The organism is Pseudomonas putida (assembly GCA_041879295.1).
GTDB lineage: Bacteria > Pseudomonadota > Gammaproteobacteria > Pseudomonadales > Pseudomonadaceae > Aquipseudomonas > Aquipseudomonas putida_Y.
This window is the reverse complement of sequence record CP047152.1, coordinates 3,131,575-3,156,394: the sequence shown is the minus strand read 5'-3', so window position 1 is coordinate 3,156,394 and position 24,820 is coordinate 3,131,575. Positions and strand designations below refer to the sequence as shown.

Genomic DNA, 24,820 nt, shown 5'->3' with positions numbered 1-24,820 from the left:
GCTCAGCCTGCTGGGTGTAGGGTTTATAGCTTTCGTCAGTGACTGCGCTCGATGTTCAGTGGCGGGCCTGATCGAACGTCGGCAATCAATCGGGCAGTTGAATTTTGAGGCCACGAGCCGACTGGATGGCTACGTAATAGGCGTCTTTCAGTGCTCTGGCCAACTCGGGGTCATTTTCTTCGAATTCTTTCGAGGCAATGGCACCGATACTGAGTTGGTGGAGTTTCGATTTATCTTGCTCACGCCCTTCGAACACGGCTTTCACATAGTCAAGTTGGTTTAGTAGCATCCCATAAATGGGGTAAGCGGGACAGGCCTTGTTCCGCTGCGCGGTCATGTCGATAGCCTTCTGTACATAGCCGAGGGGGGTTGTGGGTTTCATAATGCACCTGGTGTTATCAGTTTGAAGAGCTCGCGTTGGCCAGAGGTGATCTGCCGAGCACCGCCAATGGCGTTATAGGGTGGGGAAGGAACGGACCAGGTATCCAGCACCGGTGCCGAGGTGCTCCTCAGCAGCGTGACCTTCTCAGTGCTCTGGTAGACGTTCCCGATCTTGAGCACGATGTTTTCCGTTTTGTAGATCTGGCCAAGCGGGTTGATCCCCAGTTGCCCTGGCACCACGTCAGGGGTAGGAGAGTACCACATGCCTTGCCGGCCGCCGGGCACCTGGAATTGCCAAAGTGTCTTGCTCCGGTTGACTGTTTCCGTGAAGACTGGTTGAGTGAAGTCCAAGCCGTTCATGTAGCTTCGTAGTCGGCAGGCTTAGAGCCCTGTGACTTGAAGAAGTTTACAGCAGTTTCCTGGTTGCCTCGTATGTTGATGTCCTGTGCCAAGTTACCCGTTCGAGCGAACTTCTTGTTCAGGTACTCCCTACGGGAAACTTCCATTAAGCCTGGCTTATCCGGTGCCTGAGCAATGGGTGGTCGATCGGGTAGTGGTCGCAATGGCTCCGGTTGCGCTTTTGCACGAGAGATCGGTGTGGCCTCTTTGGGCTGCAACTCCGGCTGCGCCAACAGCTTCTGCTCATTCTTCGCCAACCAGGCCGCCAGCTGCTTGTTGGAGATCTCGGCCTGCAGCCGAGCGCTCCGGGCGGCAACGCTTTCCATGCTGCTCATGACGCCGCCTTCAGCTGCCCCCGAGTAAGGTAGGTGACGATGGCTGTCAGTAACAGCAGCACCAACTGCTCCTGCCCGCGAGCAAGCTGGCGTGCAGCGCGCTCGACACGCTCCTGGGCCTGCGCCGCGGAACCGCCGCTCGGGTCCAGGCCAGCGGGCTTGAGGCCATCCTCGGCGAACCAGGCCTTGCTGAAGGGTCGACAGGCCGGCAGGACCTGATAAAAATACTCGGCGATGGCGGACAGCCCAGGCCCATGAGGATCAGGTTGCCGACCTGCAGGCCAATGCCGGCGCCAAAGGCGAACGCCCCGGCCACAGTCCCAAAGGCATGACGGCGGAGGAGCGTAGTGCTTTCGATACGTTGGTTGAAAGTCTTCAACTGCGCTATCTGCCCGCGAACGAGGGGATGCTGAACAGGCCGAATCAGCATGACTGCGGCTGCTGCGAGATTAGATGATCCAATCGAGCACTCCAGCGCTTTAGGTAGATTGCTTGCTGGCTTAGCAATTGGTGCAGGCGCGGCACTCATAGGTATTGCCGTTATCGGGACCGGCGGGCTTGCGGCTGTAGCGCTAGCCGCGATGGTTGGCGCGGGAGCAGCTACCGGCGCTGGATCGGTCAACTGATTGGTAGCCTATCTTTCGCTTGTAGTGAAACAGGGTAAATACGATCAGGCTCAAGTAACGTTTATATAAATGGAAGCCTGCTGCGAGGGCTCATCTGGATAATGCCGAGTGTTCGGATCATCCAGGGGGGCTAAGATATTGGCCCAGGGTAGTGACTCGGTTTATATCAATGGTCAGCCTGCGGATCGAGTCGGTGACCGGACAGTTTGTGATGCAAAAATAAGTACTGGCTCCCCCAATGTGTGTATAGAAGGGGGAACAGCGACGACTGATGCAATTGCCCCGGAAGTTCCTGTTTGGCTTGAGCGTTCGGTGATGGCGTTGGGGCTGGCTAGCGCTTTTGCACTGGCAAGTCCAGTGTTGGTGATGGCGGGGTTGGCAGGTGGTATTGCGGGGCATTGGGCTGGCGGTGAGCTATTTGGTGAAGGCTCTGATGGCCAGAAACTGATGGCATTTGGTGGTGCTCTACTTGGGGGCGGTATTGGGGCCAAAGGTGGGAAAGCTTTCGATGCGCGATATGAGTTTAAGTCTCAGAGATTTGGCTCTAACCTTGATAACGTCAAGCTTGTAAAAAACCGGTTCTCCTTGTTCCCATGAAGAAAATTACAGAAATGGAGATCTTTTCCCGGTTGACTTTCGAGGGTCAAGTAAAGGTGCTAAAGTACGAGCCGAACCTCCAAGGGTTGAGTGAAGTGGCAAATACGTCAAAAGGAGCAAAGTCTTTCACTGAGTGGGAGCTGTACAAGAAGGGGGGTATTTCTGTTGGTCCGGCGTTTCGTTCTGCCATGATAGATAAGGCCGCTAAATTGGAGCCGGAATTACAGCAGTATATCAATGGTTTGCTTTTGGGGTATTGAGGTGATATGAAGATGAATTGGTCTGATTCTTTAAGGCTGCGTATTACGGGCGAGCTAAAGGGTTATGATGTGTATTTTTCAGCTGACGATGTTCCTCTTGAAGTAGACTTTCCCAAGCAGTGGCTTGGGTTTGGTTTTCTCGATAGTGAAAAAAAACATATTCCTGTGGAGTGGGCTGATTTTTCTGAGTTTTTGCCTTGGGTAAGCGCGTGGCTCGACAAATGTGTGTTAGGAACTGTTTTGGCAGTGAGTGATAGGCCGTATCTCATGTATGTATATGGCGAGGGTGGTGATTTGTATTTCTATATGGGGGGGGGCTCCGCTAGGCGTTGAAGGGTCAGATCTCGATAGTTATCCCTGCCTTCCTGCGAGCTTCAGGCAGTTCTATTCAAGGTTGCATAATGGCTTTGGGTTCTATATTGGTTTTACTATGGGGCCATCAAGGTTGGAAGATTTTGTTCCAATCAAGGATTTGTGCGATGAAGATTATCCGACGCTTCCTGATATGCTAGGAGTTTTTTCTAGCGGCGCTGGTGATTATCTGGCTTTAGGTGATGACCCATTCAAAGACGAGGCTTTTATCTGGTGGCATGAAAAGCCAGAAAGTCCCACAGAAGGAATCGATTTATGGAATGTTATGGACTCATGGATGTCAATTTTTTTGGAGAACTCTGACTCTAACGAGTGATGTTAGGTATGAATGTTTGCGATAAGATTGAATATAGGCAGTGCATGCCGTAAGCCAGCGAGCCCAGGGGAAGTGGCTTTGCGCGAAACTTTCAGGCTAGGTGATGATTCGAAGACTATTTCTCGGCTAGCAGTTTTCAGTCGATTTCGTTTTTGCGACCTGATCGCCAGAGGGCATGAGGGCGAGACGATGAGTGAGGTTGGTATGTTCTCTAAAGGTGACTTATTGCAGTCCTTTGCTTGCGTGGATGAATACGCCGGTTGCTATTTTTTTCAGCACAAGCTTCCCAAAGTAGTTTATGAATATTGTTTGAAAAGTGCAGATAGGAGAGACCTGCTGGTTATATCTGAGGGCGTAAGTGACAGGGAGTTTTCTTTGGAGGTTGTTGAGCAGGCGCCTGACTCCTTGAGCCAGGATAAGACTATAATATTTGATATTGCTCCGAATAAGTATGAGTTTACTCATGTGTTGGTTGTGCCCAATACTTATCACGGCAGCTTGAAAGGACGGCTGGAGGCTAAACGAGAGAACTTGCATCTTTGTATTCCTATACATCGGTGTGAGTTTTCGGGAGGCGAATCTGAGGGTGAATTTAAAGAAATGATTCAGCGTATGATTCCTGTCTTTCGTTGGAGTAGGAAGGTTTGTCCTAAAATTAAAGTGTATTTTGATAATCCAGGGACTGAAACCGGCACCGATGAGGCTGGCGTGTTGATGAAGTACCCTACACTATTATCGGAGATAGAGAATCTCGGTGGTGTGATTAGTGGATTTATTGAGATTACAAACTATAAGGGCGAAGTGGTGGAAGTCCTGTCTCCAAAAAAAGAGGTGTTTACTCTAGTTCGTAACCGGAAAGATGAAGAAGTACTCACGTATTCTCAATTGGTCGAGGCTTTGAACGGTTTTGTTTTTGCTGGATGATGGGGTTTACTAGGCAGAAGTTACTGGGATTGGCGGTCTTTAAAATGCAAATTTTGGGTGACGACCGCTGGCTTTGAGGCGGTCGGATGTTTTACTTTCTATTTTAACACTGGCCCTGGCGAGATTGCCGAAGACTCCGGCGTACCGCTGAAGTCGATACCGGGCCAGCACGTCAGTATCCGAATCGAGCTGGCCGAAGGTGGCGCTCAGTACATAACCGGCTACCTCACACGCTTTGCCAGCATCGGCAGCGACGGCGGCATGGCACGCTATTCCGCTAACCTCAACCCGTGGTTCTCGATGCTGAAGAACCGCGTCGACACGCGGATCTTCTAGGGCAACACGGTCGAGGAAGTGGTTACCGAGGTGTTCGCCCTGTGCCCGGCGTTCTCTCGTCACGAGTTCCGCCTGACCCGCCCTCAGAAGCGCTACACCTACGTCACCCCAGTACCGTGAAACCGACTTCAACTTCGTCCAGCGCCAGCTGGAGGAGCTTGCGAAGTTCGGCCTGCTGATCGTCGTCTTGCTGACGCTGCTCTTGGGGCTTGCTGTAGACCTTGATCCAGGCGTAGAGGCTGTGCACGGACATGCCCAAGCGCTGGGCGACATCGGCGACAGGTTTACCTTTCTCGGTCACTTGCTTGACCGCTTCGATCTTTAATTCTTCGGGGTAACGCTGACGACTCATGGCACCTCCTATTTGGGCCTCATTATGAGGCTTGGAGGTGTCTATGAAACCAGGGGCGATTCAGGTTGATCCCCAGCAGCGTGTTGACAGGGTAGTTTTTGCCGGTGTTTCCTTTGGGCAGTTCTGCCTGCCCGGCATTCGGGAATGTGAACCAGGTCGCATCAAGTTCGATGCATGGTGGCACTTTTCCTGGAGCAGGCAGTCGCATGATCCCGTACAGCTTGCGCGACACGCGCGTCTGCAGGATACGCCCGCACCATCAGAGTTGTAGCTGAGCACCGCGTTAGCGTGCTGGCCGTGTTTTCAAGGAGATTCGCATGATCATGGACCTCGCCTCCGCGCTGCTGTCGCCGCAGAACCGCCTGTTCAAGGTCCACAACCTGGCCAATCCCGAGCAGCAACTGCTGCTAGAAACCTTCAAGGGCGTCGAGGGCCTGTCGCGGGCGTTCAACTACGAACTGCTGCTGGTCTGCGAAGACTCCGGCGTACCACTCAAATCCATGATGGGGCAGCACGTCAGCATCGAAATCGAGTTGTCCGAAGGCGACCCGCGCTACATCACCGGTTACCTCACACGCATCGCCAGCGACGGCGGCATGGCGCGCTACACCGCTACCCTCGACCCGTGGTTCTCGATGCTCGAGAACCGCTTCGACACGCGGATCTTCCAGGGCAACACGGTCGAGGAGGTGGTCACCGAAGTATTCGCCCTGTGCCCGGCGTTCTTCTGTCATGAGTTCCGCCTGACCCGCCCGCAGAAGCGCTATACCTACATCACCCAGTACCGCGAGACCGACTTCAACTTCGTCCAGCGACTGCTGGAGGAAGAGGGGATGTTCTACTACTTCGAGCACACCGCCGAAGGCCACACCATGATCATCTGCGATGACTCCAGCACGCTGGTGGATATCCCCGAGCAGCCGCAAATCCGCTTCCACAGCGCCTCGGTCACCGAGACCGCCGACTCCATCACCCAGGGGAGCGGCAACCGCCAACTGCAGTCCGGCAAGATGGCTACGCAGACCTTCGATTACCGCCAGCCCAGCATGGGAACATGAGGCTGTCGACCAGTTTAGGCATGTAGGGTCTGACTTGATTAGAGTAATTAAAGGAGTTGATTATGGTAATCACTAGCGGTTCATTGGCGGCGAATCTGGTTGGGTCGTCTGCTTATAGGGAGTTACTTGCGGAGCTAGTCGACGCTACAGGTATTGAGGTTGAGCCGGAATATGAAGAAGTATTCGCTCGTCTCGACTCTGCTAAGATTGTCAAGGCAAAGGTTGATATTGATGACTTGATGTCCATCTTGACAAATAAAATGGATCTTATAAAGCAGTATTCTCTTTCTAAGTTTCAAGCACTTTCAGATGAAGAGGATGAGGAAGAGTATCCCGTTGGTGCAGAGCCTTCTGGCGACGAAAGAAGTAAAACTCTTTCGATTGAGAAATATTCACAAGGTTTTTTGTTGATCAATCTTATTGAGTTTTCATTGGCGATGTCTGGTCGTGAATGTCTGCTGGTATATATTAAGTTGTGTAGAATCCCACATGCCAAAAAATATACTGATCAAATAATCAAGTTGACAGGTCTTGGGTGGCGCTGACTGTCGCTATGGTTGGTTTTGTTTGAATTCGCTAAGGATGCTCCGATCAACTTGTCGTGCAGCCGCGGCAAGTTGCAATTTTCCAGGCACCTACAGCGTCATTGGACGAAAAGTGACCGAAAAATCATGTACGGAGAGCTTTTTCGACCGGTTCTCCGTGTTAAACGCGAACCTCACCCATACCCATGAGCTGTTTTCGAACCCTCCACAGGTTTGCCAGGGCGAACAGCGTGGTCAACTGAGCCGTGTTTTTCATCAGCCCACGAAAACGTACTTTCACGTAACCAAACTGCCGCTTGATCACGCGAAACGGATGCTCGACCTTGGCCCGTGTCTGAGCCTTGCAGAACTCGATCTTGCGCTTGGCTTTGTACAGTACGCTGCGCTGGTTCAGCTTGGAATAGGTGCTGCGACGCGCTGCAATCTGCCAGATCACCCCCCGATTTTCATGCTCTTCGCGCCTTTCGACACCGGTGTAACCGGCATCTGCATACACGGCGTTTTCTTCGCCATGCAGCAGTTCAGCCACCTGCGTGACATCGGCCACATTGGCAGCGGTGCCATGGACGTGATGCACCAGGCCGGACTCGACATCGGCACCGATGTGCGCCTTCATCCCGAAGAAATACTGACCGCCTTTCTTGGTCTGGTGCATCTCGGGATCACGCTTGCCTTCTTTATTTTTGGTCGAGCTGGGGGCATGAATAATGGTGGCATCGACGATGGTGCCTTGGCGCAGCGACAGGCCTTTTTCCTGCAGATAACCATTGATGACCGCAAGGATTGCCGGTGCGAGCTGATGCTTCTCCAGCAAGTGCCGGAAGTTCATGATCGTGGTGTCTTCGGGGATTGGCGCGCTCAGCGTCAGGAGTGCGAACTGGCGCATGGGCGTGATTTCGTAGAGCGCTTCTTCCATGGCCGGGTCGCTCAGGGAGAACCAGTTCTGCAACAGATGGATGCGCAGCATGGTTTCCAGAGGATAGGGTTTTCTACCGCCGCCGGCCTTGGGGTAGAACGGTTCGATCAGCTCCAGCAGGCCTGCCCAGGGCACCACCTGATCCATTTCGGCGAGGAAGCGCTCTCGGCGGGTTTGCTTGCGCTTGCCGGCGTACTCAAAGTCGGAAAAGCTCATCTGGCTCATGGGCGGCTCGGATCAGGTGTTGCGGGGATTCTCGCATAACTGAAGGCTTGTTCGGAGATTCCCTAAGGATGCTCCGATCAACTTGTCGTGCAGCCGCGGCAAGTTGCAATTTTCCAGGCACCTACAGCGTCATTGGACGAAAAGTGACCGAAAAATCATGTACGGAGAGCTTTTTCGACCGGTTCTCCGTGTTAAACGCGAACCTCACCCATACCCATGAGCTGTTTTCGAACCCTCCACAGGTTTGCCAGGGCGAACAGCGTGGTCAACTGAGCCGTGTTTTTCATCAGCCCACGAAAACGTACTTTCACGTAACCAAACTGCCGCTTGATCACGCGAAACGGATGCTCGACCTTGGCCCGTGTCTGAGCCTTGCAGAACTCGATCTTGCGCTTGGCTTTGTACAGTACGCTGCGCTGGTTCAGCTTGGAATAGGTGCTGCGACGCGCTGCAATCTGCCAGATCACCCCCCGATTTTCATGCTCTTCGCGCCTTTCGACACCGGTGTAACCGGCATCTGCATACACGGCGTTTTCTTCGCCATGCAGCAGTTCAGCCACCTGCGTGACATCGGCCACATTGGCAGCGGTGCCATGGACGTGATGCACCAGGCCGGACTCGACATCGGCACCGATGTGCGCCTTCATCCCGAAGAAATACTGACCGCCTTTCTTGGTCTGGTGCATCTCGGGATCACGCTTGCCTTCTTTATTTTTGGTCGAGCTGGGGGCATGAATAATGGTGGCATCGACGATGGTGCCTTGGCGCAGCGACAGGCCTTTTTCCTGCAGATAACCATTGATGACCGCAAGGATTGCCGGTGCGAGCTGATGCTTCTCCAGCAAGTGCCGGAAGTTCATGATCGTGGTGTCTTCGGGGATTGGCGCGCTCAGCGTCAGGCGTGCGAACTGGCGCATGGGCGTGATTTCGTAGAGCGCTTCTTCCATGGCCGGGTCGCTCAGGGAGAACCAGTTCTGCAACAGATGGATGCGCAGCATGGTTTCCAGAGGATAGGGTTTTCTACCGCCGCCGGCCTTGGGGTAGAACGGTTCGATCAGCTCCAGCAGGCCTGCCCAGGGCACCACCTGATCCATTTCGGCGAGGAAGCGCTCTCGGCGGGTTTGCTTGCGCTTGCCGGCGTACTCAAAGTCGGAAAAGCTCATCTGGCTCATGGGCGGCTCGGATCAGGTGTTGCGGGGATTCTCGCATAACTGAAGGCTTGTTCGGAGATTCCCTAGGTAACCCAGAGAAGTCAGCTGGCTACGTTGCAAGTATTCCTCAGAGTAGTTTGATCAGTCGGGATCAATTTGCCGAGCTTAAAATTCTAACTGCGCACACCACTGATCTAGGCTACTGCGTGCATGATTTTTCGATGCTGCCCTGTCAGCTACATCGCGACTGTTCAAATTGCGACGAGCACCTCTGTATAAAAGGTGATCCTGTTCGAGAACGCGCCTTACGAAAACATCGTCAAGAAACGGAATCACTATTGCAGAAGGCGCTCAAGGCGCTGGGCGAGGAGCAGTTTGGTGCCAACCGTTGGGTTGAGCATCAGACGCTGACGTTAAAAAGGCTGAACGACTTATGCGCAATCCTGGACGATCCTGACGTTCCAATTGGTGCTGTGATCAGGCCCAGTGGTGTCGTGCCTGCATCGAAGCTGCAGCAGTTAGTGGGCTCTGTCCAGGTGCTACAGAGTGAGATAGGACAGGACACAGGCACCTATCTGCGCTCTAGGCTTGCTTCGGAAGAGGAAAAAGGATGAGCCGCTCAAGAAATCTCACTCCCTCCGCAATTGAGCAGGTTGTATCGATCTTGGACGGATGGGCCGGGAAGTTGACCTGGGATTTGCTCATCGTTGCAGTCTCCCGGCATTTGCGAAGTACCTATACGCGGCAAGCTTTGCACAAGCACGAGCGGATTCGGCACGCCTTCACTCTGCGCAAGCAGGCACTCATGGAATCGCCTGTGTCGAAGAAAGCTGCCACCCCTGAGCTGCAAGCGGCCGCCGATCGCATCGCCCGACTGGAAGGGGAAAACCAGCGTTTGCGAATGGAAAATGAGCGGTTACTCGAACAGTTCGTGCGCTGGGCCTATAACGCGTTTAGCCGGGGTTTGAATGAGCAATTCCTATCTCGCCCTCTGCCTCCGACAAACCGGCAACGGACGCCTTAGAAACCGCTCGGCTCGAAGCATTGCCGAGCATTTTCATCATTGGTATCAGGGGAGGGGAACAGTCAATGAATATCGACAAGACTACCCGGCTAATCAGCACTCGAAGTGAGATGAATGCCAACCAGCTGCTCACTGCGGGTTGGACGCTTCTGCTGGTAGCCGACCAGCAGCAGGGTGAACATCAGTGGCAGTATGTGTTCGGATGGCAACGTGAAACTGAACCCGCAGAGATAACTTTCCACGGTTTCGAAGATGGACCTGATCCAATCCAAGATCATTTACCTTGCGCGTTTTACTGTTTCATCATGCTTGGGCAAATCAATCAAGGTGAGTGCGGTGAGATGAGCGCGGTGGTTAGGGGGAGCAAGCACTCCCCACCTGGGCCTCACCTCTCCAGGCGGACTCGCAATCGTCGGGCACGCTCTTGGAACGCGGTGTTACCGCTGTAGTGGTCAATCAGACCGATCTACTGCATCCGGCTTGAAAGTTCATTTTTGTCGCTCACCGCCGCCAGGCAGCTCCTGCGAAGCGGGTCCTTGGATAGAGCCGTACCTGAGCAAAGCGGTCTTAATTGTGGCAACCCCCAAAGTGTTGCCTAGGAGCTGCCTCGATTGTCCTACGGCCCCTCCATGAGAGTAGGTTGCTTACTCTTTCCGGATTTCAACAATCGTTGCCGCACTGCCCTCCATCCGGAAGTCGAACGCCACCTTGTCCCCCACCTTCAGTCCTTCAAGCTGCTGCGCGGTCGCCTTGAACCCCATGGTCATCGCTGGCCATTTCAACGCGACCACTGGTCCGTGTGCCAAGGTGACCTTGCCCTGGTCGAGATCGATGGTTTTGATCGTACCCTCCGCGTGGGCGACCGGTGCCGCTTGCTCGGCCTTCATCTGCATGTCCTTCATGCCTGCCATGCTGTCCTGGGCCTGTGCACCAGTCGCGAAAGCCAACATCAGTACAGCGCCGAGATAGACGTTTTTCATCGGGTTTCTCCTAGGGAAGGTCTGAAAAAGACTTCCCGAATCTGGTGAAATACGCCGATCCCGCCAGCCGAGTTTTTCCATGAAGCAGATGACCTTCGCCGACGCCGAGTACGCCGGCAAGCGCAAGCAGACCCGTAAGGAATTGTTCCTGATCGAGATGGATCAGGTGGTGCCGTGGAAGGGATTGATTGCCCTGATCGAGCCACACTACCCAAAGGGTGAAGGTGGTCGTCCAGCCTATCCGCTGATGGCCATGTTACGTATCCATCTGATGCAGAACTGGTTCGGCTACAGCGACCCGGCCATGGAAGAAGCGCTCTACGAGACGACCATCCTGCGTCAGTTCGCCGGGCTGAGCCTGGAGCGCATTCCCGACGAAACCACCATCCTCAACTTCCGTCGTTTGCTGGAGAAACATGAGCTGGCAGCCGGCATCCTCGGCGTAATCAATGGCTACCTGGGGGATCGCGGCCTGTCGCTGCGCCAGGGCACTATCGTCGATGCCACACTGATCCACGCACCCAGCTCGACCAAGAACCAGGACGGCAAGCGCGACCCGGAAATGCACCAGAGCAAGAAAGGGAACCAGTATTACTTTGGCATGAAGGCGCACATCGGCGTGGATGATGAGTCGGGGCTGGTACACAGCGTGGTAGGCACGGCAGCCAACGTGGCGGATATCACCCAGGTCGACAAACTGCTGCACGGTAACGAGAACGTCGTCTGCGCCGATGCCGGCTACACCGGCGTCGAAAAGCGCCCCGAACATGCGGGCCGCGAAGTGATCTGGCAGGTCGCAGCACGCCGCAGCACCTACAAGAAGCTCGATAAACGCAGCGCCCTGTACAAAGCCAAGCGCAAGATCGAGAAGGCCAAGGCACAAGTGCGAGCGAAGGTCGAGCACCCGTTTCGAGTGATCAAGCGCCAGTTCGGTTACGTGAAGGTGCGCTTCCGTGGCCTGGCCAAGAACACCGCTCAGCTGGTGACGCTGTTCGCGCTGTCGAACCTATGGATGGCGCGCCGACATTTGCTGACTACCGCAGGACAGGTGCACCTGTAATGCGGAAAATGGCTGCTGCGAGGTGCTCGCGGCGGCCAAAAACGGAGAACTGAGCGGGTTACCTGGTCGATTTTGATCGACGGCCCGCTTTCAAAAGCAGCAAGGGCTGAAGTCGACCGGAAATACAGGGTTACTTCAGACCTTCCCTAGTTTGGAATTATTAGTTACTGCGAGATTACGGCGCCGGACTAACCAATACGCCGCAGGAACAATGAAAAGAGAGAGCAAGGGGGCAGAGAGCATGCCGCCCACCATGGGCACGGCGATGCGACTCATTACTTCGCTGCCGGTACCATCACTCCAGAGAATTGGCAGCAGGCCTGCGACGATCACCGCCACAGTCATCGCCTTGGGTCTGATGCGTTGCACCGCGCCCTCACGGATCGCTTCCAGTAGCGCCAGTTGCGTGCGCTCACTATTGGACTGTCGCTCGGTCCATGCGTTGTTCAGGTAGATGAGCATAATCACCCCGAACTCCGCCGCGACCCCAGCAAGGGCGATAAAGCCCACGCCGGTGGCCACCGACAAATTGAAGCCCATCAGGTACAGCAGCCACACGCCGCCGGTAAGGGCAAAAGGTAAAGTGCCCATGATCAGTAGCGCCTCGCTGAGGCGGCCGAATGTCAGATAGAGCAGCACGAAGATGATCACCAGTGTCGCCGGTATCACCCAGGCCAGACGGGCGTTGGCGCGCTCCAGGTACTCGAACTGGCCGGAATAGCTCAGGCTTATGCCAGGATCGAGCTTCACCTCGCGACTCACCACCTGGCGCAGGTCGGCGACCACAGAGGACAGATCACGACCTCGCACGTCGATGTATACCCAACCGGATGGGCGGGCATTCTCGCTCTTGAGCATCGGCGGACCTTCCGTGATGCGCACATGGGCCACGGTGCCAAGAGTGATCTGGCCGCCTTGCGCGGTGTAGATCGGCAGTTGGCGCAAGGCTTCGACCGAGTCGCGCCATTCGCGGGGGTAGCGCACGCTGATCGGGTAGCGCGCCAGGCCCTCGACCGTCTCGCCGATGGTCTCGCCACCAATGGCACCGGCAACGATGGCCTGCACGTCGGCAATGTTCAGGCCATATCGAGATGCAGTCTGGCGTTCGATGTCGAGATCGATGTAACGGCCGCCGGTCAAACGTTCGGCCAGCGCAGAGGTCACACCGGGCACGGTTTTGGCGGCTCGCTCGATGTCCTGGGTCGTACGGTCGATCTGCGTCAGGTCGCTGCCCGCCACTTTCACGCCGATCGGGCTCTTGATGCCGGTGGCCAGCATGTCGATACGATTACGGATCGGTGGAATCCAGATGTTGGTCAGGCCCGGTATCCGCACCGTACGGTCGAGTTCCTCAATCAGCTTTTCGGTGGTCATGCCCGAACGCCACTGATCTTTCGGCTTGAGCCGCACGATGGTTTCGAACATCTCCAGCGGCGCCGGGTCGGTCGCTGATTCCGCTCGGCCAGCCTTGCCGAACACGCTGGCGACCTCGGGCACGGTACGGATCAGCCGGTCAGTGCGTTGCAGCAGCTCCGAGGCCTTTTGCGCCGACAGGCCTGGCAGGGCCGAGGGCATGTACAGCAGGTCACCTTCGTCCAGCGGTGGTAGGAATTCCCCACCCAGCTGGCTCAATGGCCACAGGCTGCTGAACAAGATCGCCAGCGCGCCAACCAGTGTCATCCAGGGCCGGCGCAGCACCACTTCCAACGCAGGCCGATACAGACGGATCAGCCCACGGTTGAGCGGGTTACGTTCCTCTGCTGGCAGAGGGCCGCGAATCCAGTAACCCATCAGCACGGGTATCAGGGTCACCGACAGCCCTGCCGCGGCTGCCATGGCGTAGGTCTTGGTGAAAGCCAGGGGGGCGAACAGTCGTCCCTCCTGGGCCTGCAAGGTGAACACCGGTATGAACGACAAAGTGATGATCATCAGGCTGAAGAACAGCGCCGGCCCCACCTCGACCGCCGCCTCGGTCATCACTTTCCAGTGCTGCTCTCCGCGCAGCGACATCCCTGGGTTGCGAGCATGCCAGGCTTCGACTCGCTTGTGCGCGTTCTCGATCATCACCACGGCAGCATCGACCATCGCACCGATGGCGATAGCGATACCGCCAAGCGACATGATGTTGGCGTTGATGCCTTGATGGCGCATGACAATCAGAGCGATCAGTACCCCTACCGGTAGCGAGACGATTGCCACAAGCGACGAGCGCAGGTGCCAGAGAAACGCTGCACACACCAGCGCGACTACGAGGAATTCTTCGATCAGCTTGTGGCTGAGATTGTCCACTGCGCGGTCTATCAGCTGACTGCGATCATAGGTCGTGACAATCTCCACGCCCTTGGGCAGGCTCTTTCTCAGCGCTTCAAGCTTGTCCTTGACGTGAACGATGGCCTCCCGGGCGTTTTTGCCACTGCGTAGAATCACCACACCGCCAACGGCCTCGCCCTGACCATCCAGCTCACCGATACCCCGACGCGCCTCTGGGCCAAGTTGCACCGTGGCGACATCGCCGAGTGTCACCGGCGCACCGTTGGTGGCCAGGCGCAGGGGAATGGCGCGGAAGTCGTTCAACGTCTTCAGGTACCCCGACGCCCGCACCATGAACTCGGCTTCGCCTTGTTCGAGCACGCCGCCACCGGTTTCCTTGTTGGCCTTTCCGATAGCGTCCGACACCTCCCCTTGGGTGATGCTCAGGCTGGCCATCCGCAATGGATCAAGCACGACCTGGTACTGCTTGACCATGCCCCCGATGCTCGCCACTTCAGCGACATCCGGCAAGGTCTTGAGCTCGAAGCGCAGGAACCAGTCTTGCAGGCTGCGCAATTGCGCCAAGTCATGCCCGCCACTGCGGTCGACCAACGCGTACTGATAGATCCAACCCACGCCGGTGGCGTCCGGCCCGAGCACCGGCTTTGCCGACGCCGGCAAGCGTGACTGCACCTGGCTCAGGTACTCCAGTACCCGCGAGCGTGCCCAGTACAGGTCGGTGCCATCCTCGAACAGCACGTAGACAAAGCTGTCACCGAAGGCCGAGAAGCCGCGCACGGTCTTGGCCCCCGGTACCGAGAGCATGGTGGTTGTCAGCGGGTAGGTGACCTGGTTTTCGACGATCTGTGGCGCCTGCCCTGGGTACGAGGTACGGATGATCACTTGCACGTCCGACAGGTCCGGCAGTGCGTCGATCGGCAGGCTGCGCAGCGAGAACACGCCCCAGGCCACCAGGAACAGTGTGGCGAGCAGCACCAGCACTCGGTTGCCCACCGACCAGCGAATCAGTTTCGCGATCATGGTTGACTCTCCAGCGCATTGATCTGCTCGATCACCATGCCCTCATCCCGCTCGCGAACTCCGAAGCGAATACGTTGGCCCGACTTAAGCCCGACAATCAGCGTGGGATCAGACACGGGGAAGGTCATGGTCATGCCAGGCATGCCCAGGGTGAGGAAGGGACCGTGAGCGATCGTCAGCTGATTGCCCTCGATCTGCACGATGCGTCCGTCTGCCTCATGCAGTGCCGGCAGTGCTTGTGCAGGTGGGGATTCCTGCGCGGTCATGGCCTCAATGCCCTTGAGGCTGGCTTCGGAATCGATGAGGAACTGACCCGATGTCACCACCCGCTGGCCTGCCTGCAGTCCTTGCAGCACGGCAACCTGGCCGCCGCTCTCTTGACCCAGCACCACTTCCACTGGGCGGAAACGACCTTGGTCTTCGGCCAGCATCACCAGATCACGTTTGCCGGTGCGGATGACTGCTTCGGCGGGCACTAGCAGTGTGGTATCGATTTGCCCAGCTGGATGCAGGGCGACCTGGGCGGACATCCCCGGCCGCAGCCGGCCGTCGCGATTGGGTAGCTCAATACGCAGGCGCAAAGTACGGCTTTGCGGGTTGGCGTCTGCAAGCAAAGCGGTCAGCTTGCCCGGCACGGCTTCACCTGGATAGGCGGGTAAATGCGCCTGCACTGCCTGCCCCTCGCGCAGGCCCTGGGCCTGCGCCTCCGGCACTGCGGCTTCGAGCCAGACGTTGGCCACACCATTGATCCGCGCCAGGGTAGCCCCCGGCGCCACGCTCATGCCCGGACGCAGGTCCAGCGTTTGGATCACCCCAGCGCTTGGTGCTAGCAGCGTGACAAGGTTCTGTACCTTGCCAATGCGCGCGACCCGCTCGATGAGCTCGGCAGGCATTCCGGCCAACAATAAGCGTTGGCGGGCTGCGGCCTGCAGTTCGTCATCGCCCAAGCGCCGCAGTGCCAGATATTCCTCCTGCAATCCTGCCCATTCAGGGGGCAAGACATCGGCCAGCGGTGCGCCCTTGGCCACGACATCGCCCGTGGCTCGGCCATAGGTGCGTTCGACGAATCCTGCGGTCCGTGCTTGCAGCACGCTGAAATCTCGCTCGTCGAAGGCCAGCACACCACTGACCTGCAGCGTGCGTTCGAGGCGGCCTTGGGCCACTGTCGCGAGCCGCACGCCGAGGTTCTGCTGTATACCCGTAGTGATCTGTACCGCAGGCTCTGCTTGATCCTGTGTGCCATCGGCATATTTGGCGACCAATGGCATGTCCATGAAAGGTGACTTACCAGGCTCAGAGAAGTGCTGTTGAGGGTACATCGGGTCATACCAGTACAACGCTTTGCGTTGTTCTGGTGTCGGCGCTGGTCCACTTTGGGCCTGTTGAGCCAGCCAGTAGCCCGCACCAGCGCCTATGGCCAGTGCGAGCGCTGCGACCAATCCTATCGACATAGGTCTCATGCCCGAACCTCTCCATATGCGAAGTGCAAGCGCGCCGCTGTCGCGGCTAACTGCCCTTGCAGGTCGATATCCTGTAGCCGGGCCTCGACCCGCTGGCGTCGTGCCGCAAGAACCTCACTTAATGTCGACTTTCCCGCCCGGTAGTCCGCCAGTGCCAGGCGAACCCGGTCCTCGGCGAGGGGCAATAGGGTCTCGCGGCTACGGGTCACTGCCCGTTGCAGGCGCTGGTATTCCGCCAGATCTGACTCCAACCGCTCGGTATGTTCACGCAGCGCAGCCTCTTGCTCGTCTTCCAGCTGGCGCACCTCAGCTTGCCGCGCAGCGATCGTTGGGTCTTGGCGGGAGCCTGTGAACAGCGGCAACTGGAAACTGACTTGCACGCTGACCATGTTGCTAAAGTCCGGACCACGACGTTGGTAATCCAATTGCCAGCCCCAATCCGACTTCTTCTCGGCGACCGCCTGATGAACCTGTGCTTCGGCTTCACGGGTCTTGGCGCCGTAGGCCGCCAGTTCGGGATGCGCGTGCAGGGCGTGCAGGTATTCCGGTGCTTTCACTGGCCACTGCGGAAAAGCCGGTGCTTGTGCATCCACGTCCTGTCCGACCCAGCGCTTGAGTGCCGCTCTTGCCTGGGCCGCCTGGCTCATTAGCAGGTCCTTTTGTTCATCCAGCTGTGCTACTTCCTGGCTCGGCGCAAGCGCATCGGCCGACGAACCGCCCCCGCCGGCCAGACGAGCCCTCACGGCGGAAGCCAGCAGGCGGTTTTCCTTATAGAACTCATCGAACTGTTGCAGCTTGCGTTGCACCGTGTAGGCGGCTACCCAAGCCTGCGCCGTCGCCGCGCGCACCTTCAGACGCTCGAAGACAGCTTCGGCATCAGCGCGTTCGACTGTGGCCCGTGCTGTCTCGACCCGTGCTTTGCGCTTGTCGCGGTTGGGCACCTCTTGAGAAAGCCCGACCACTTGCATGGTCATGAAGTCTCGGTTGGTGCTCCAGCGATCGCTGCCCTCGATCGGTAGATTCTGTACCCCGAGGTTAAGCCGCGGATCGGGTAGTTCACCCGCTGGCACGATGGAGTGACGCGCCGCCGACACCTGCTCCTGGCGTGCCTGAAGTGAAGGCGCATTACGCTCAGCCAATTGCAGCGCATCATCCAGAGAAAGCGAAGCCGCCTGCGCCGATAGCATCGGTAGCAGGACTATCAGGGCAGCCGGAAGTATCCGTCCTGAAGTGAAACGTAGGGGAGTCATGACCATGATTCCTCGAAAAACCAGCGCACAGGCGCATGCCATCGTTCGGCCGCCAAGGCAGAACAACGGGTGTGAGGTTAACGAAGGAATCAGGCGCGCGGAGGACGCCAGTGATCTGGCGGCGCTCGAGTTACCAGGCTTACGGCATAAGCATCCGCAGGGGGCGCAGTAGAGAAGGTCAGCTGGGGTTCGAGCAAGCGGACTTGGAGTGTGCTCGCGGTTCTACATTCTTGGCCGACTTTGCAAGCTTTGGAGGCGTGCTGGGAAGACTTCCCTTGGTCCTGGTCCTGACAACAGTCGTGCTCCATGCCCGCCATCATTTCCATGTCCATCTCCTGCATTGGGCAGGGCTCGATGGGCGAGTCAATTCCCGCCATCCCGTTGAGGGGAAGCGATAGAACGAGCAGCAGGATGGTGAGCAGTCGTACAAAGCGGATCATAGTGATCGAGTGTAGGTTAAATCGATTAGCCCGGCATTAATGCTGGGCACGATCATTCATCGGCCGCGTCCTGGTAGGAAATGCAATGTGGAATGCAGTCTCACCGTCCTCCGAAGCGCACCATATCCGTCCGTTGTGTGCTTCGACAATGGAACGGGTTATCGCAAGGCCGAGTCCGGCATTGCTGGGCCCCCCTTCCCGTCTTGCCGGATCGGCCCTGTAGAAGCGGTCAAAGATTTTCTTGGCATGCTCTGGAGCAATTGGCCCCCCCCCATTTCGAGTAGTGAGGGTCACGGTGTCAGCGGTTTCCTGGATCTCTACTGAGATTGAGCTTCCTTCAGGGGTGTACCGCATAGCGTTCGACAAGATGTTGGAAAGGGCACGGTCGATCATGAGTGTGTCCCCAGAGACAACCCCCTCTCCTCGGAGGTTTAGCTGTATACCCCGATCCTCAGCCACCAATTGGTAGTAGTCGAAGAGCTTAGCCACTAGCTTTTCGAGTTTGATATCAACTTGCTCAGGAATGATGAGGCCATTGTCGGCTTTGGCGAGGAAAAGCATGTCATCGATCATTCGAGACATTCGCTTCAGTTCCTCTAGATTCGAGTACAGGTTCTCCTCGTACGCCACCACATCACGTTTTTTGGTAAGCACTACCTCGGTGTGCGTCAGTAAATTACTCACTGGCGTTCTTAGCTCATGTGCGATATCGGCCGAAAAATTGGATAGACGAATGAATGCGTCTTCCAGACGTGCAAGCATCCCGTTGAAAGACAAGATCATTTCCTGAAGTTCAAGGGGCACAGGCTCCAAAGGGATGCGCTCTTGGAGTGATCTCGCGGACATGGACGTCGCAACCTTTGTTATCTGCTCCACGGGACGCAAGCCACTTTTTGCAACCACCCACCCCAATGCCGCGCTGACCAATGCGCTAATGACCAAGCCGATACTGAACCACCGTTGCAGCGTTTCAAAGAAGTGAGCATGGCTAGTGACATCCAGCATCAGCATGACGGTACCCAGGGCTGGATCGCCTTGGATCTGAACGCGAGAGGTTACACCACGGAAATTATGGGAACTGTCTTGCCACTCCCACATATTGTCCTTTCCCGCCACCTTGTATCGGTCGGGGATTAGGGTGGTTTTGAGATCTGAGAAAAGTACGCAGCCATCCGAGGTGAGAATTTCCGCCGTCAGATCTTGGTGCGCACCCAGCAGCGCGCGCAGTTGTTCCCGCAGCTCCTCTGGCCTCGTCCCTGGTGTTTGAATTGACAGGATGTGCCTTGTCGACTCCAGTTTCTCGGACAGTGCCTGCTCATCAAGCATGCGGAAGTGATGCTGGCTTAACATGTTGACGCTGATGCCTGCGACCACCAGTACCGAAATGACCGCGAACATAATCATGAGGGTCAGACGCTTGACCAGCGAGGACTGGGATAACATCACTCCGGCTCATCCATCATGTAACCCATTCCACGAGCGGTATGAATGAGCTTTTGAGCGAAATCGTCATCGATCTTTGCACGTAGGCGGCGGATTGCTACTTCAATCACGTTCGTGTCGCTGTCGAAGTTCATGTCCCAAACCTGGGAAGCAATCAAGGACTTGGGCAGCACTTCGCCGCGTCGGCGCATCAGCAGCTCAAGAAGAGAGAATTCTTTGGCAGTCAGATCGATTCGCTTGCCGCTTCGGGTGGCTCTGCGCTTGAGCAGGTCTACCTCAAGGTCTGCCATCTTCATGGTGGTTTGGGCTGAGGCACTGGTTCCACGGCGTAGTAATGTTCGTACCCGAGCTAGCAATTCAGAGAAGGCGAAGGGCTTGATCAGATAGTCATCGGCGCCCAGCTCAAGGCCTTTCACTCGATCATCCACGCCATCCCGAGCGGTCAGGAACAAGACCGGGACGTCCTTACCTGCAGCACGAACCATCCGCAGGACTTCCCACCCGTCCAAGCCCGGCATCATGACGTCGAGGATCAACAGGTCGTAGCTCTCACTCAGTGCATTTTGAAGTGCGTCGGTACCCGAGAGGACTCGGTCAACGGTGAAACCTGCCTCTGCCAGGCCCTGCTGCAAGTAGGCTCCCGTTTTCGGCTCATCCTCAGCTACGAGTAATTTCATGTGCTCCAACCCCAAAGGTGTACATGCCCAGTTTGCAGGAAAAACACCACCTAACCAGAACCTGACGCAAAAGTAATTTAGGCATCAGGCCGCTGTCAGGCAGCCCCGTCTACGGTCATTCATGACAGGCATTTCAATCGATCCTGTCTGTCATTTAGCGGTAGCAGTGACCCTGACAACCTGATGGAGATCGTCCTGTGAAATCGCTCAAACCCATGATTCTTGCTACAGCTATGCTGATATCGTCAGCTGCGTTTGCTGAAGGTGGAAGCGACCGCGCGCTTGAAAGAATTCAGTCACTTCGAGACAAGGCCGAAGCTGTGTTGATCAAGGCGGAGAAAGCCGACCCCAGCCAACGGCACGTTCATATGAAAGAACACATGTCTATGCTTCAGGATTTGATGAGCCAATTGCATCAAGACCACCCCAAAGCCGGCATGTCAAAGGATGAGCATCTCGTGTGGATGGAGAAACACGACAAGATGGTAGATGACGTCCTTGGGCAGATGGTGCGTGAACACCAGCTCATGATGGCGGACAAGGAATGTCATCCATAATCCATTCTTCGTGGCCGTTCCCCAGTGCTCCTTGGCCTTGCGGCGCCCAACCGGCGCCGTTTTTTTGGGTGCGCCAGGCATGGCGCGTTGCGCGTAGCGCAACCCGCTTGGTTGTGGTGGCCAAAGCGGGTGACTTGGAGGTGAAAGTCCTCTACACACCCGGCAAGGGGAAGTGTTAGCCAGAGGCAAGGGTGTCGTGGGCGACCGCGAATCTGAAGGAAGCCCGAGGCAAACTGCTGGCCTGACGAACAGGAAGCGGATAGAGGCGGCACAGCGGGGTGAGGCGGCCCAAATCGTCAAAGCCCAGTACTTGCACGGGACGCTGTGACGTAAATCCGACAGGCATAAGCAGGAAGGTCACGCGAATTACCCTGGGAGATCTGCACGTTTGCCACTGTGCTACCGAGCGTCGAGAGGCGACGGGACGAGCGTGCAGAAGTCAGCCGAGGCCGTAGTAAGTGGCGGTTAACCGCGCCACCAAGGGCCGAACAGGTTATGCCGCCAGTAGGCGTCACTGTCTCGTTGGTAGCCGTAATGCAGAAATTTCCCATAACGGAAACTGTCACCCCGAGTCCCGGCCAGAAGCCGAGGATGATGCCTGATAGTGCAAAGGTGCCGGCGGCGTCAGCGACGTGGACGAACGCGGAGCCGGACACGCTGATGGAGCGGGTGCTTGCACCGGCCAACCTCAGGCGTGCGTATCAACGCGTGGTTAGCAACAAGGGGGCTCCGGGTGCCGATGGCATGACGGTCGCTGACTTGGCGGGCTACGTGAAACAGTATTGGCCAACCCTCAAGGCCAGGTTGCTGGCCGGTGAATACCATCCCCAAGCAGTGCGAGCGGTTGAAATTCCCAAGCCGCAGGGCGGCACACGGCAACTGGGAATCCCCACCGTCGTGGATCGCCTGATCCAGCAAGCATTACAGCAACAACTCACGCTACTCTTCGATCCGCTGTTTTCGGACTACAGCTACGGTTTTCGTCCGGGCAAAAGCGCTCACCAAGCCGTTGAACTGGCCCGCTCCCATGTGGCGGCGGGGCATCGCTGGTGCGTGGAGCTTGATCTGGAAAAGTTCTTTGATCGGGTCAACCACGACATCCTGATGGCCTGCTTGCAGCGTCGCGTCGAAGACAAGCGAGTGCTTAGGCTCATCCGCCGCTACCTTGAAGCTGGGGCCATGTCGGGCGGTATCGTCAGCCAACGGCAAGAGGGGACACCGCAAGGCGGCCCACTCTCGCCGTTGCTGTCGAATATCCTTCTGGATGAGCTCGACCGCGAATTGGAACGGCGGGGTCATCGCTTCGTGCGCTACGCCGATGATGCGAACATTTATGTGCGCAGTCCTCGGGCGGGCGAGCGGGTGTTGGCCAGTATCGAGCGCTTCCTGTGCCATCGTTTGAAACTGACGGTGAACCGGAAGAAGAGCCAAGTAGCAGGGGCTTGGAAGTGTGACTACTTGGGTTACGGGATGAGCAGGCACCAGCAACCAAGGCTGCGTGTGGCAACGATGAGCCTGGGGCGCTTACGCGACCGACTCAGAATATTGCTACGCAGTGTAAGGGCCCGCAAAGTGGCGACTGTCATTGAGCGAATCAACCCTGTCCTACGAGGCTGGGCTGGCTACTTCAAGCTCAGCCAGAGCAAACGCCCACTTGAGAAATTGGATGGTTGGGTCAGGCATAAACTTCGCTGCGTCATCTGGCGTCAATGGAAACGGCCCTCAACGAGGGCGCGCAACCTGATGCGCCTGGGCCTGAGCGAAGAACGTGCCTGTAAATCGGCCTTTAATGGCCGAGGCCCGTGGTGGAACTCGGGAGCATCTCATGTGAATCAGGCGCTACCGAAGAGGCTATGGGATAGGTTCGGACTGGTCTCGATACTGGATACGATAAACCGGCTTAGCCGTATAACCTGAACCGCCGTGTACGGAACCGTACGCACGGTGGTGTGAGAGGACGGCGGCTGTGAAGCCGCCTCCTACTCGATGTGCGCCAGGCATGGCGCGTTGCGCGTAGCGCAACCCGCTTGGTTGTGGTGGCCAAAGCGGGTGACTTGGAGGTGAAAGTCCTCTACACACCCGGCAAGGGGAAGTGTTAGCCAGAGGCAAGGGTGTCGTGGGCGACCGCGAATCTGAAGGAAGCCCGAGGCAAACTGCTGGCCTGACGAACAGGAAGCGGATAGAGGCGGCACAGCGGGGTGAGGCGGCCCAAATCGTCAAAGCCCAGTACTTGCACGGGACGCTGTGACGTAAATCCGACAGGCATAAGCAGGAAGGTCACGCGAATTACCCTGGGAGATCTGCACGTTTGCCACTGTGCTACCGAGCGTCGAGAGGCGACGGGACGAGCGTGCAGAAGTCAGCCGAGGCCGTAGTAAGTGGCGGTTAACCGCGCCACCAAGGGCCGAACAGGTTATGCCGCCAGTAGGCGTCACTGTCTCGTTGGTAGCCGTAATGCAGAAATTTCCTACAACGGAATCTGTCACTCCGAATCCCGGCCAGAAGCCGAGGGTGATGCCTGACAGTGCAAAGGTGCCGGCGGCGTCAGCGACGTGGACGAACGCGGAGCCGGACACGCTGATGGAGCGGGTGCTTGCACCGGCCAACCTCAGGCGTGCGTATCAACGCGTGGTTAGCAACAAGGGGGCTCCGGGTGCCGATGGCATGACGGTCGCTGACTTGGCGGGCTACGTGAAACAGTATTGGCCAACCCTCAAGGCCAGGTTGCTGGCCGGTGAATACCATCCCCAAGCAGTGCGAGCGGTTGAAATTCCCAAGCCGCAGGGCGGCACACGGCAACTGGGAATCCCCACCGTCGTGGATCGCCTGATCCAGCAAGCATTACAGCAACAACTCACGCTACTCTTCGATCCGCTGTTTTCGGACTACAGCTACGGTTTTCGTCCGGGCAAAAGCGCTCACCAAGCCGTTGAACTGGCCCGCTCCCATGTGGCGGCGGGGCATCGCTGGTGCGTGGAGCTTGATCTGGAAAAGTTCTTTGATCGGGTCAACCACGACATCCTGATGGCCTGCTTGCAGCGTCGCGTCGAAGACAAGCGAGTGCTTAGGCTCATCCGCCGCTACCTTGAAGCTGGGGCCATGTCGGGCGGTATCGTCAGCCAACGGCAAGAGGGGACACCGCAAGGCGGCCCACTCTCGCCGTTGCTGTCGAATATCCTTCTGGATGAGCTCGACCGCGAATTGGAACGGCGGGGTCATCGCTTCGTGCGCTACGCCGATGATGCGAACATTTATGTGCGCAGTCCTCGGGCGGGCGAGCGGGTGTTGGCCAGTATCGAGCGCTTCCTGTGCCATCGTTTGAAACTGACGGTGAACCGGAAGAAGAGCCAAGTAGCAGGGGCTTGGAAGTGTGACTACTTGGGTTACGGGATGAGCAGGCACCAGCAACCAAGGCTGCGTGTGGCAACGATGAGCCTGGGGCGCTTACGCGACCGACTCAGAATATTGCTACGCAGTGTAAGGGCCCGCAAAGTGGCGACTGTCATTGAGCGAATCAACCCTGTCCTGCGAGGCTGGGCTGGCTACTTCAAGCTCAGCCAGAGCAAACGCCCACTTGAGAAATTGGATGGTTGGGTCAGGCATAAACTTCGCTGCGTCATCTGGCGTCAATGGAAACGGCCCTCAACGAGGGCGCGCAACCTGATGCGCCTGGGCCTGAGCGAAGAACGTGCCTGTAAATCGGCCTTTAATGGCCGAGGCCCGTGGTGGAACTCGGGAGCATCTCATGTGAATCAGGCGCTACCGAAGAGGCTATGGGATAGGTTCGGACTGGTCTCGATACTGGATACGATAAACCGGCTTAGCCGTATAACCTGAACCGCCGT

The 24,820-nt window shown here is 56.9% G+C and carries 21 protein-coding genes and 5 pseudogenes; 14 read left to right on the top strand and 12 right to left on the bottom strand.

All coding sequences use genetic code 11. The features are described from left to right. Window positions 1-85: 85 nt before the first annotated feature. On the bottom strand, window positions 86-382 hold the full coding sequence (locus GST84_14440; GenBank protein ID XGB13479.1) for a hypothetical protein: 297 nt from the start codon (window positions 380-382) through the stop codon (window positions 86-88). Further along, a pseudogene (locus GST84_14435) lies at window positions 379-1,327 on the bottom strand (hypothetical protein). Before GST84_14435 ends, GST84_14440 begins: the two are co-directional and overlap by 4 nt. Before the next feature lie 216 nt (window positions 1,328-1,543). On the opposite strand from GST84_14435, the pseudogene GST84_14430 reads away from it, so the two are divergent. The 6 genes and pseudogenes from GST84_14430 to GST84_14405 all read left to right on the top strand — a co-directional run bounded on the left by GST84_14430 (window position 1,544) and on the right by GST84_14405 (window position 4,703). Further along, window positions 1,544-2,338 (top strand): annotated as a pseudogene (locus GST84_14430) (type IV secretion protein Rhs). Then, window positions 2,335-2,598, top strand: a complete 264-nt coding sequence (locus GST84_14425; GenBank protein ID XGB13478.1) for a hypothetical protein — start codon at window positions 2,335-2,337, stop codon at window positions 2,596-2,598. Before GST84_14430 ends, GST84_14425 begins: the two are co-directional and overlap by 4 nt. Window positions 2,599-2,610: 12 nt before the next feature. Beyond that, complete coding sequence (locus GST84_14420) at window positions 2,611-2,931, top strand: hypothetical protein (GenBank protein ID XGB13477.1); 321 nt, start codon at window positions 2,611-2,613, stop codon at window positions 2,929-2,931. A 112-nt stretch (window positions 2,932-3,043) separates the two neighbouring features. Further along, window positions 3,044-3,286 (top strand): hypothetical protein, encoded by a 243-nt coding sequence (locus tag GST84_14415; protein XGB13476.1) that lies wholly within the window; start codon window positions 3,044-3,046, stop codon window positions 3,284-3,286. 189 nt (window positions 3,287-3,475) lie between these two features. After that, window positions 3,476-4,210, top strand: coding sequence for a hypothetical protein (locus GST84_14410; protein XGB13475.1), 735 nt, complete (start codon window positions 3,476-3,478; stop codon window positions 4,208-4,210). 129 nt (window positions 4,211-4,339) lie between these two features. Beyond that, window positions 4,340-4,703, top strand: a pseudogene (locus GST84_14405) (type VI secretion system tip protein VgrG). On the opposite strand, the pseudogene GST84_14400 reads toward GST84_14405, so the two are convergent. Next, window positions 4,701-4,898, bottom strand: a pseudogene (locus GST84_14400) (transposase). The pseudogenes GST84_14405 and GST84_14400 overlap by 3 nt on opposite strands. 317 nt (window positions 4,899-5,215) lie before the next feature. Between GST84_14400 and tssI the strand changes: the two are divergent. Both tssI and GST84_14390 read left to right on the top strand, forming a co-directional pair. Further along, window positions 5,216-5,941 (top strand): annotated as a pseudogene (gene tssI / locus GST84_14395) (type VI secretion system tip protein VgrG). 77 nt (window positions 5,942-6,018) lie between these two features. Further along, a complete protein-coding gene (locus GST84_14390; GenBank protein ID XGB13474.1) occupies window positions 6,019-6,501 on the top strand; it encodes a hypothetical protein in 483 nt (160 codons plus the stop codon). A gap of 160 nt (window positions 6,502-6,661) precedes the next feature. On the opposite strand, the gene GST84_14385 is transcribed toward GST84_14390, so the two are convergent. Both GST84_14385 and GST84_14380 read right to left on the bottom strand, forming a co-directional pair. Beyond that, window positions 6,662-7,642, bottom strand: coding sequence for an IS5-like element ISPa41 family transposase (locus GST84_14385; protein XGB13473.1), 981 nt, complete (start codon window positions 7,640-7,642; stop codon window positions 6,662-6,664). A gap of 191 nt (window positions 7,643-7,833) precedes the next feature. Then, entirely contained in the window at window positions 7,834-8,814 is a 981-nt protein-coding gene (locus tag GST84_14380; protein XGB13472.1) for an IS5-like element ISPa41 family transposase, read from the bottom strand. A gap of 185 nt (window positions 8,815-8,999) precedes the next feature. On the opposite strand from GST84_14380, the gene GST84_14375 reads away from it, so the two are divergent. Continuing rightward, the gene (locus GST84_14375; protein ID XGB13471.1) at window positions 9,000-9,407 is read left to right on the top strand and encodes a hypothetical protein; all 408 of its coding nucleotides are present in this window, start codon (window positions 9,000-9,002) and stop codon (window positions 9,405-9,407) included. Beyond that, on the top strand, window positions 9,404-9,817 hold the full coding sequence (locus GST84_14370; protein ID XGB13470.1) for a hypothetical protein: 414 nt from the start codon (window positions 9,404-9,406) through the stop codon (window positions 9,815-9,817). Before GST84_14375 ends, GST84_14370 begins: the two co-directional genes overlap by 4 nt. An 89-nt stretch (window positions 9,818-9,906) precedes the next feature. Here the strand turns inward: GST84_14370 and GST84_14365 are convergent, their stop codons facing one another. Together GST84_14365 and GST84_14360 are read right to left on the bottom strand one after the other, a co-directional pair. Continuing rightward, entirely contained in the window at window positions 9,907-10,089 is a 183-nt protein-coding gene (locus GST84_14365; GenBank protein XGB13469.1) for a hypothetical protein, read from the bottom strand. A 372-nt stretch (window positions 10,090-10,461) separates the two neighbouring features. Continuing rightward, window positions 10,462-10,797 carry a heat-shock protein HtpX gene (locus GST84_14360; GenBank protein XGB13468.1) on the bottom strand — a complete coding sequence of 112 codons (336 nt, stop codon included), beginning with the start codon at window positions 10,795-10,797 and terminating at the stop codon, window positions 10,462-10,464. A gap of 79 nt (window positions 10,798-10,876) precedes the next feature. Between GST84_14360 and GST84_14355 the strand changes: the two genes are divergently transcribed. Then, window positions 10,877-11,857, top strand: coding sequence for an IS5-like element ISPa16 family transposase (locus tag GST84_14355; protein XGB13467.1), 981 nt, complete (start codon window positions 10,877-10,879; stop codon window positions 11,855-11,857). A gap of 135 nt (window positions 11,858-11,992) precedes the next feature. On the opposite strand, the gene GST84_14350 is transcribed toward GST84_14355, so the two are convergent. The 5 genes from GST84_14350 to GST84_14330 all read right to left on the bottom strand — a co-directional run bounded on the left by GST84_14350 (window position 11,993) and on the right by GST84_14330 (window position 20,418). After that, the gene (locus GST84_14350) at window positions 11,993-15,148 is read right to left on the bottom strand and encodes a CusA/CzcA family heavy metal efflux RND transporter (GenBank protein XGB13466.1); all 3,156 of its coding nucleotides are present in this window, start codon (window positions 15,146-15,148) and stop codon (window positions 11,993-11,995) included. Next, the gene (locus GST84_14345; GenBank protein ID XGB13465.1) at window positions 15,145-16,608 is read right to left on the bottom strand and encodes an efflux RND transporter periplasmic adaptor subunit; all 1,464 of its coding nucleotides are present in this window, start codon (window positions 16,606-16,608) and stop codon (window positions 15,145-15,147) included. Before GST84_14345 ends, GST84_14350 begins: the two co-directional genes overlap by 4 nt. Then, the gene (locus tag GST84_14340; GenBank protein ID XGB13464.1) at window positions 16,605-17,858 is read right to left on the bottom strand and encodes a TolC family protein; all 1,254 of its coding nucleotides are present in this window, start codon (window positions 17,856-17,858) and stop codon (window positions 16,605-16,607) included. Before GST84_14340 ends, GST84_14345 begins: the two co-directional genes overlap by 4 nt. A gap of 476 nt (window positions 17,859-18,334) precedes the next feature. After that, window positions 18,335-19,741, bottom strand: a complete 1,407-nt coding sequence (locus GST84_14335) for a heavy metal sensor histidine kinase (protein ID XGB13463.1) — start codon at window positions 19,739-19,741, stop codon at window positions 18,335-18,337. Next, window positions 19,741-20,418: a heavy metal response regulator transcription factor gene (locus tag GST84_14330; protein ID XGB13462.1), complete on the bottom strand. Its 678-nt coding sequence runs from the start codon at window positions 20,416-20,418 to the stop codon at window positions 19,741-19,743. The genes GST84_14335 and GST84_14330 overlap by 1 nt, the downstream gene beginning before the upstream one ends. 197 nt (window positions 20,419-20,615) lie before the next feature. Between GST84_14330 and GST84_14325 the strand changes: the two genes are divergently transcribed. The 3 genes from GST84_14325 to ltrA (GST84_14315) all read left to right on the top strand — a co-directional run bounded on the left by GST84_14325 (window position 20,616) and on the right by ltrA (GST84_14315) (window position 24,812). Continuing rightward, window positions 20,616-20,975 (top strand): hypothetical protein, encoded by a 360-nt coding sequence (locus GST84_14325; protein ID XGB13461.1) that lies wholly within the window; start codon window positions 20,616-20,618, stop codon window positions 20,973-20,975. Window positions 20,976-21,470: 495 nt separating this feature from the next. Next, window positions 21,471-22,892: a group II intron reverse transcriptase/maturase gene (gene ltrA / locus GST84_14320; GenBank protein XGB13460.1), complete on the top strand. Its 1,422-nt coding sequence runs from the start codon at window positions 21,471-21,473 to the stop codon at window positions 22,890-22,892. A 498-nt stretch (window positions 22,893-23,390) separates the two neighbouring features. Then, window positions 23,391-24,812, top strand: coding sequence for a group II intron reverse transcriptase/maturase (ltrA, locus tag GST84_14315; GenBank protein XGB13459.1), 1,422 nt, complete (start codon window positions 23,391-23,393; stop codon window positions 24,810-24,812). Window positions 24,813-24,820 lie beyond the last annotated feature (8 nt).

Coding starts and splice junctions, on each gene's coding strand:
- GST84_14440 (XGB13479.1), bottom strand. CDS start 382: ATGAAACCCACAACCCCCCTCGGCTATGTACAGAAGGCTATCGACATG.
- GST84_14425 (XGB13478.1), top strand. CDS start 2,335: ATGAAGAAAATTACAGAAATGGAGATCTTTTCCCGGTTGACTTTCGAG.
- GST84_14420 (XGB13477.1), top strand. CDS start 2,611: ATGAATTGGTCTGATTCTTTAAGGCTGCGTATTACGGGCGAGCTAAAG.
- GST84_14410 (XGB13475.1), top strand. CDS start 3,476: ATGAGTGAGGTTGGTATGTTCTCTAAAGGTGACTTATTGCAGTCCTTT.
- GST84_14390 (XGB13474.1), top strand. CDS start 6,019: ATGGTAATCACTAGCGGTTCATTGGCGGCGAATCTGGTTGGGTCGTCT.
- GST84_14385 (XGB13473.1), bottom strand. CDS start 7,642: ATGAGCCAGATGAGCTTTTCCGACTTTGAGTACGCCGGCAAGCGCAAG.
- GST84_14380 (XGB13472.1), bottom strand. CDS start 8,814: ATGAGCCAGATGAGCTTTTCCGACTTTGAGTACGCCGGCAAGCGCAAG.
- GST84_14370 (XGB13470.1), top strand. CDS start 9,404: ATGAGCCGCTCAAGAAATCTCACTCCCTCCGCAATTGAGCAGGTTGTA.
- GST84_14360 (XGB13468.1), bottom strand. CDS start 10,797: ATGAAAAACGTCTATCTCGGCGCTGTACTGATGTTGGCTTTCGCGACT.
- GST84_14355 (XGB13467.1), top strand. CDS start 10,877: ATGAAGCAGATGACCTTCGCCGACGCCGAGTACGCCGGCAAGCGCAAG.
- GST84_14350 (XGB13466.1), bottom strand. CDS start 15,148: ATGATCGCGAAACTGATTCGCTGGTCGGTGGGCAACCGAGTGCTGGTG.
- GST84_14345 (XGB13465.1), bottom strand. CDS start 16,608: ATGAGACCTATGTCGATAGGATTGGTCGCAGCGCTCGCACTGGCCATA.
- GST84_14340 (XGB13464.1), bottom strand. CDS start 17,858: ATGACTCCCCTACGTTTCACTTCAGGACGGATACTTCCGGCTGCCCTG.
- GST84_14335 (XGB13463.1), bottom strand. CDS start 19,741: ATGTTATCCCAGTCCTCGCTGGTCAAGCGTCTGACCCTCATGATTATG.
- GST84_14330 (XGB13462.1), bottom strand. CDS start 20,418: ATGAAATTACTCGTAGCTGAGGATGAGCCGAAAACGGGAGCCTACTTG.
- ltrA (XGB13460.1), top strand. CDS start 21,471: ATGCCGCCAGTAGGCGTCACTGTCTCGTTGGTAGCCGTAATGCAGAAA.
- ltrA (XGB13459.1), top strand. CDS start 23,391: ATGCCGCCAGTAGGCGTCACTGTCTCGTTGGTAGCCGTAATGCAGAAA.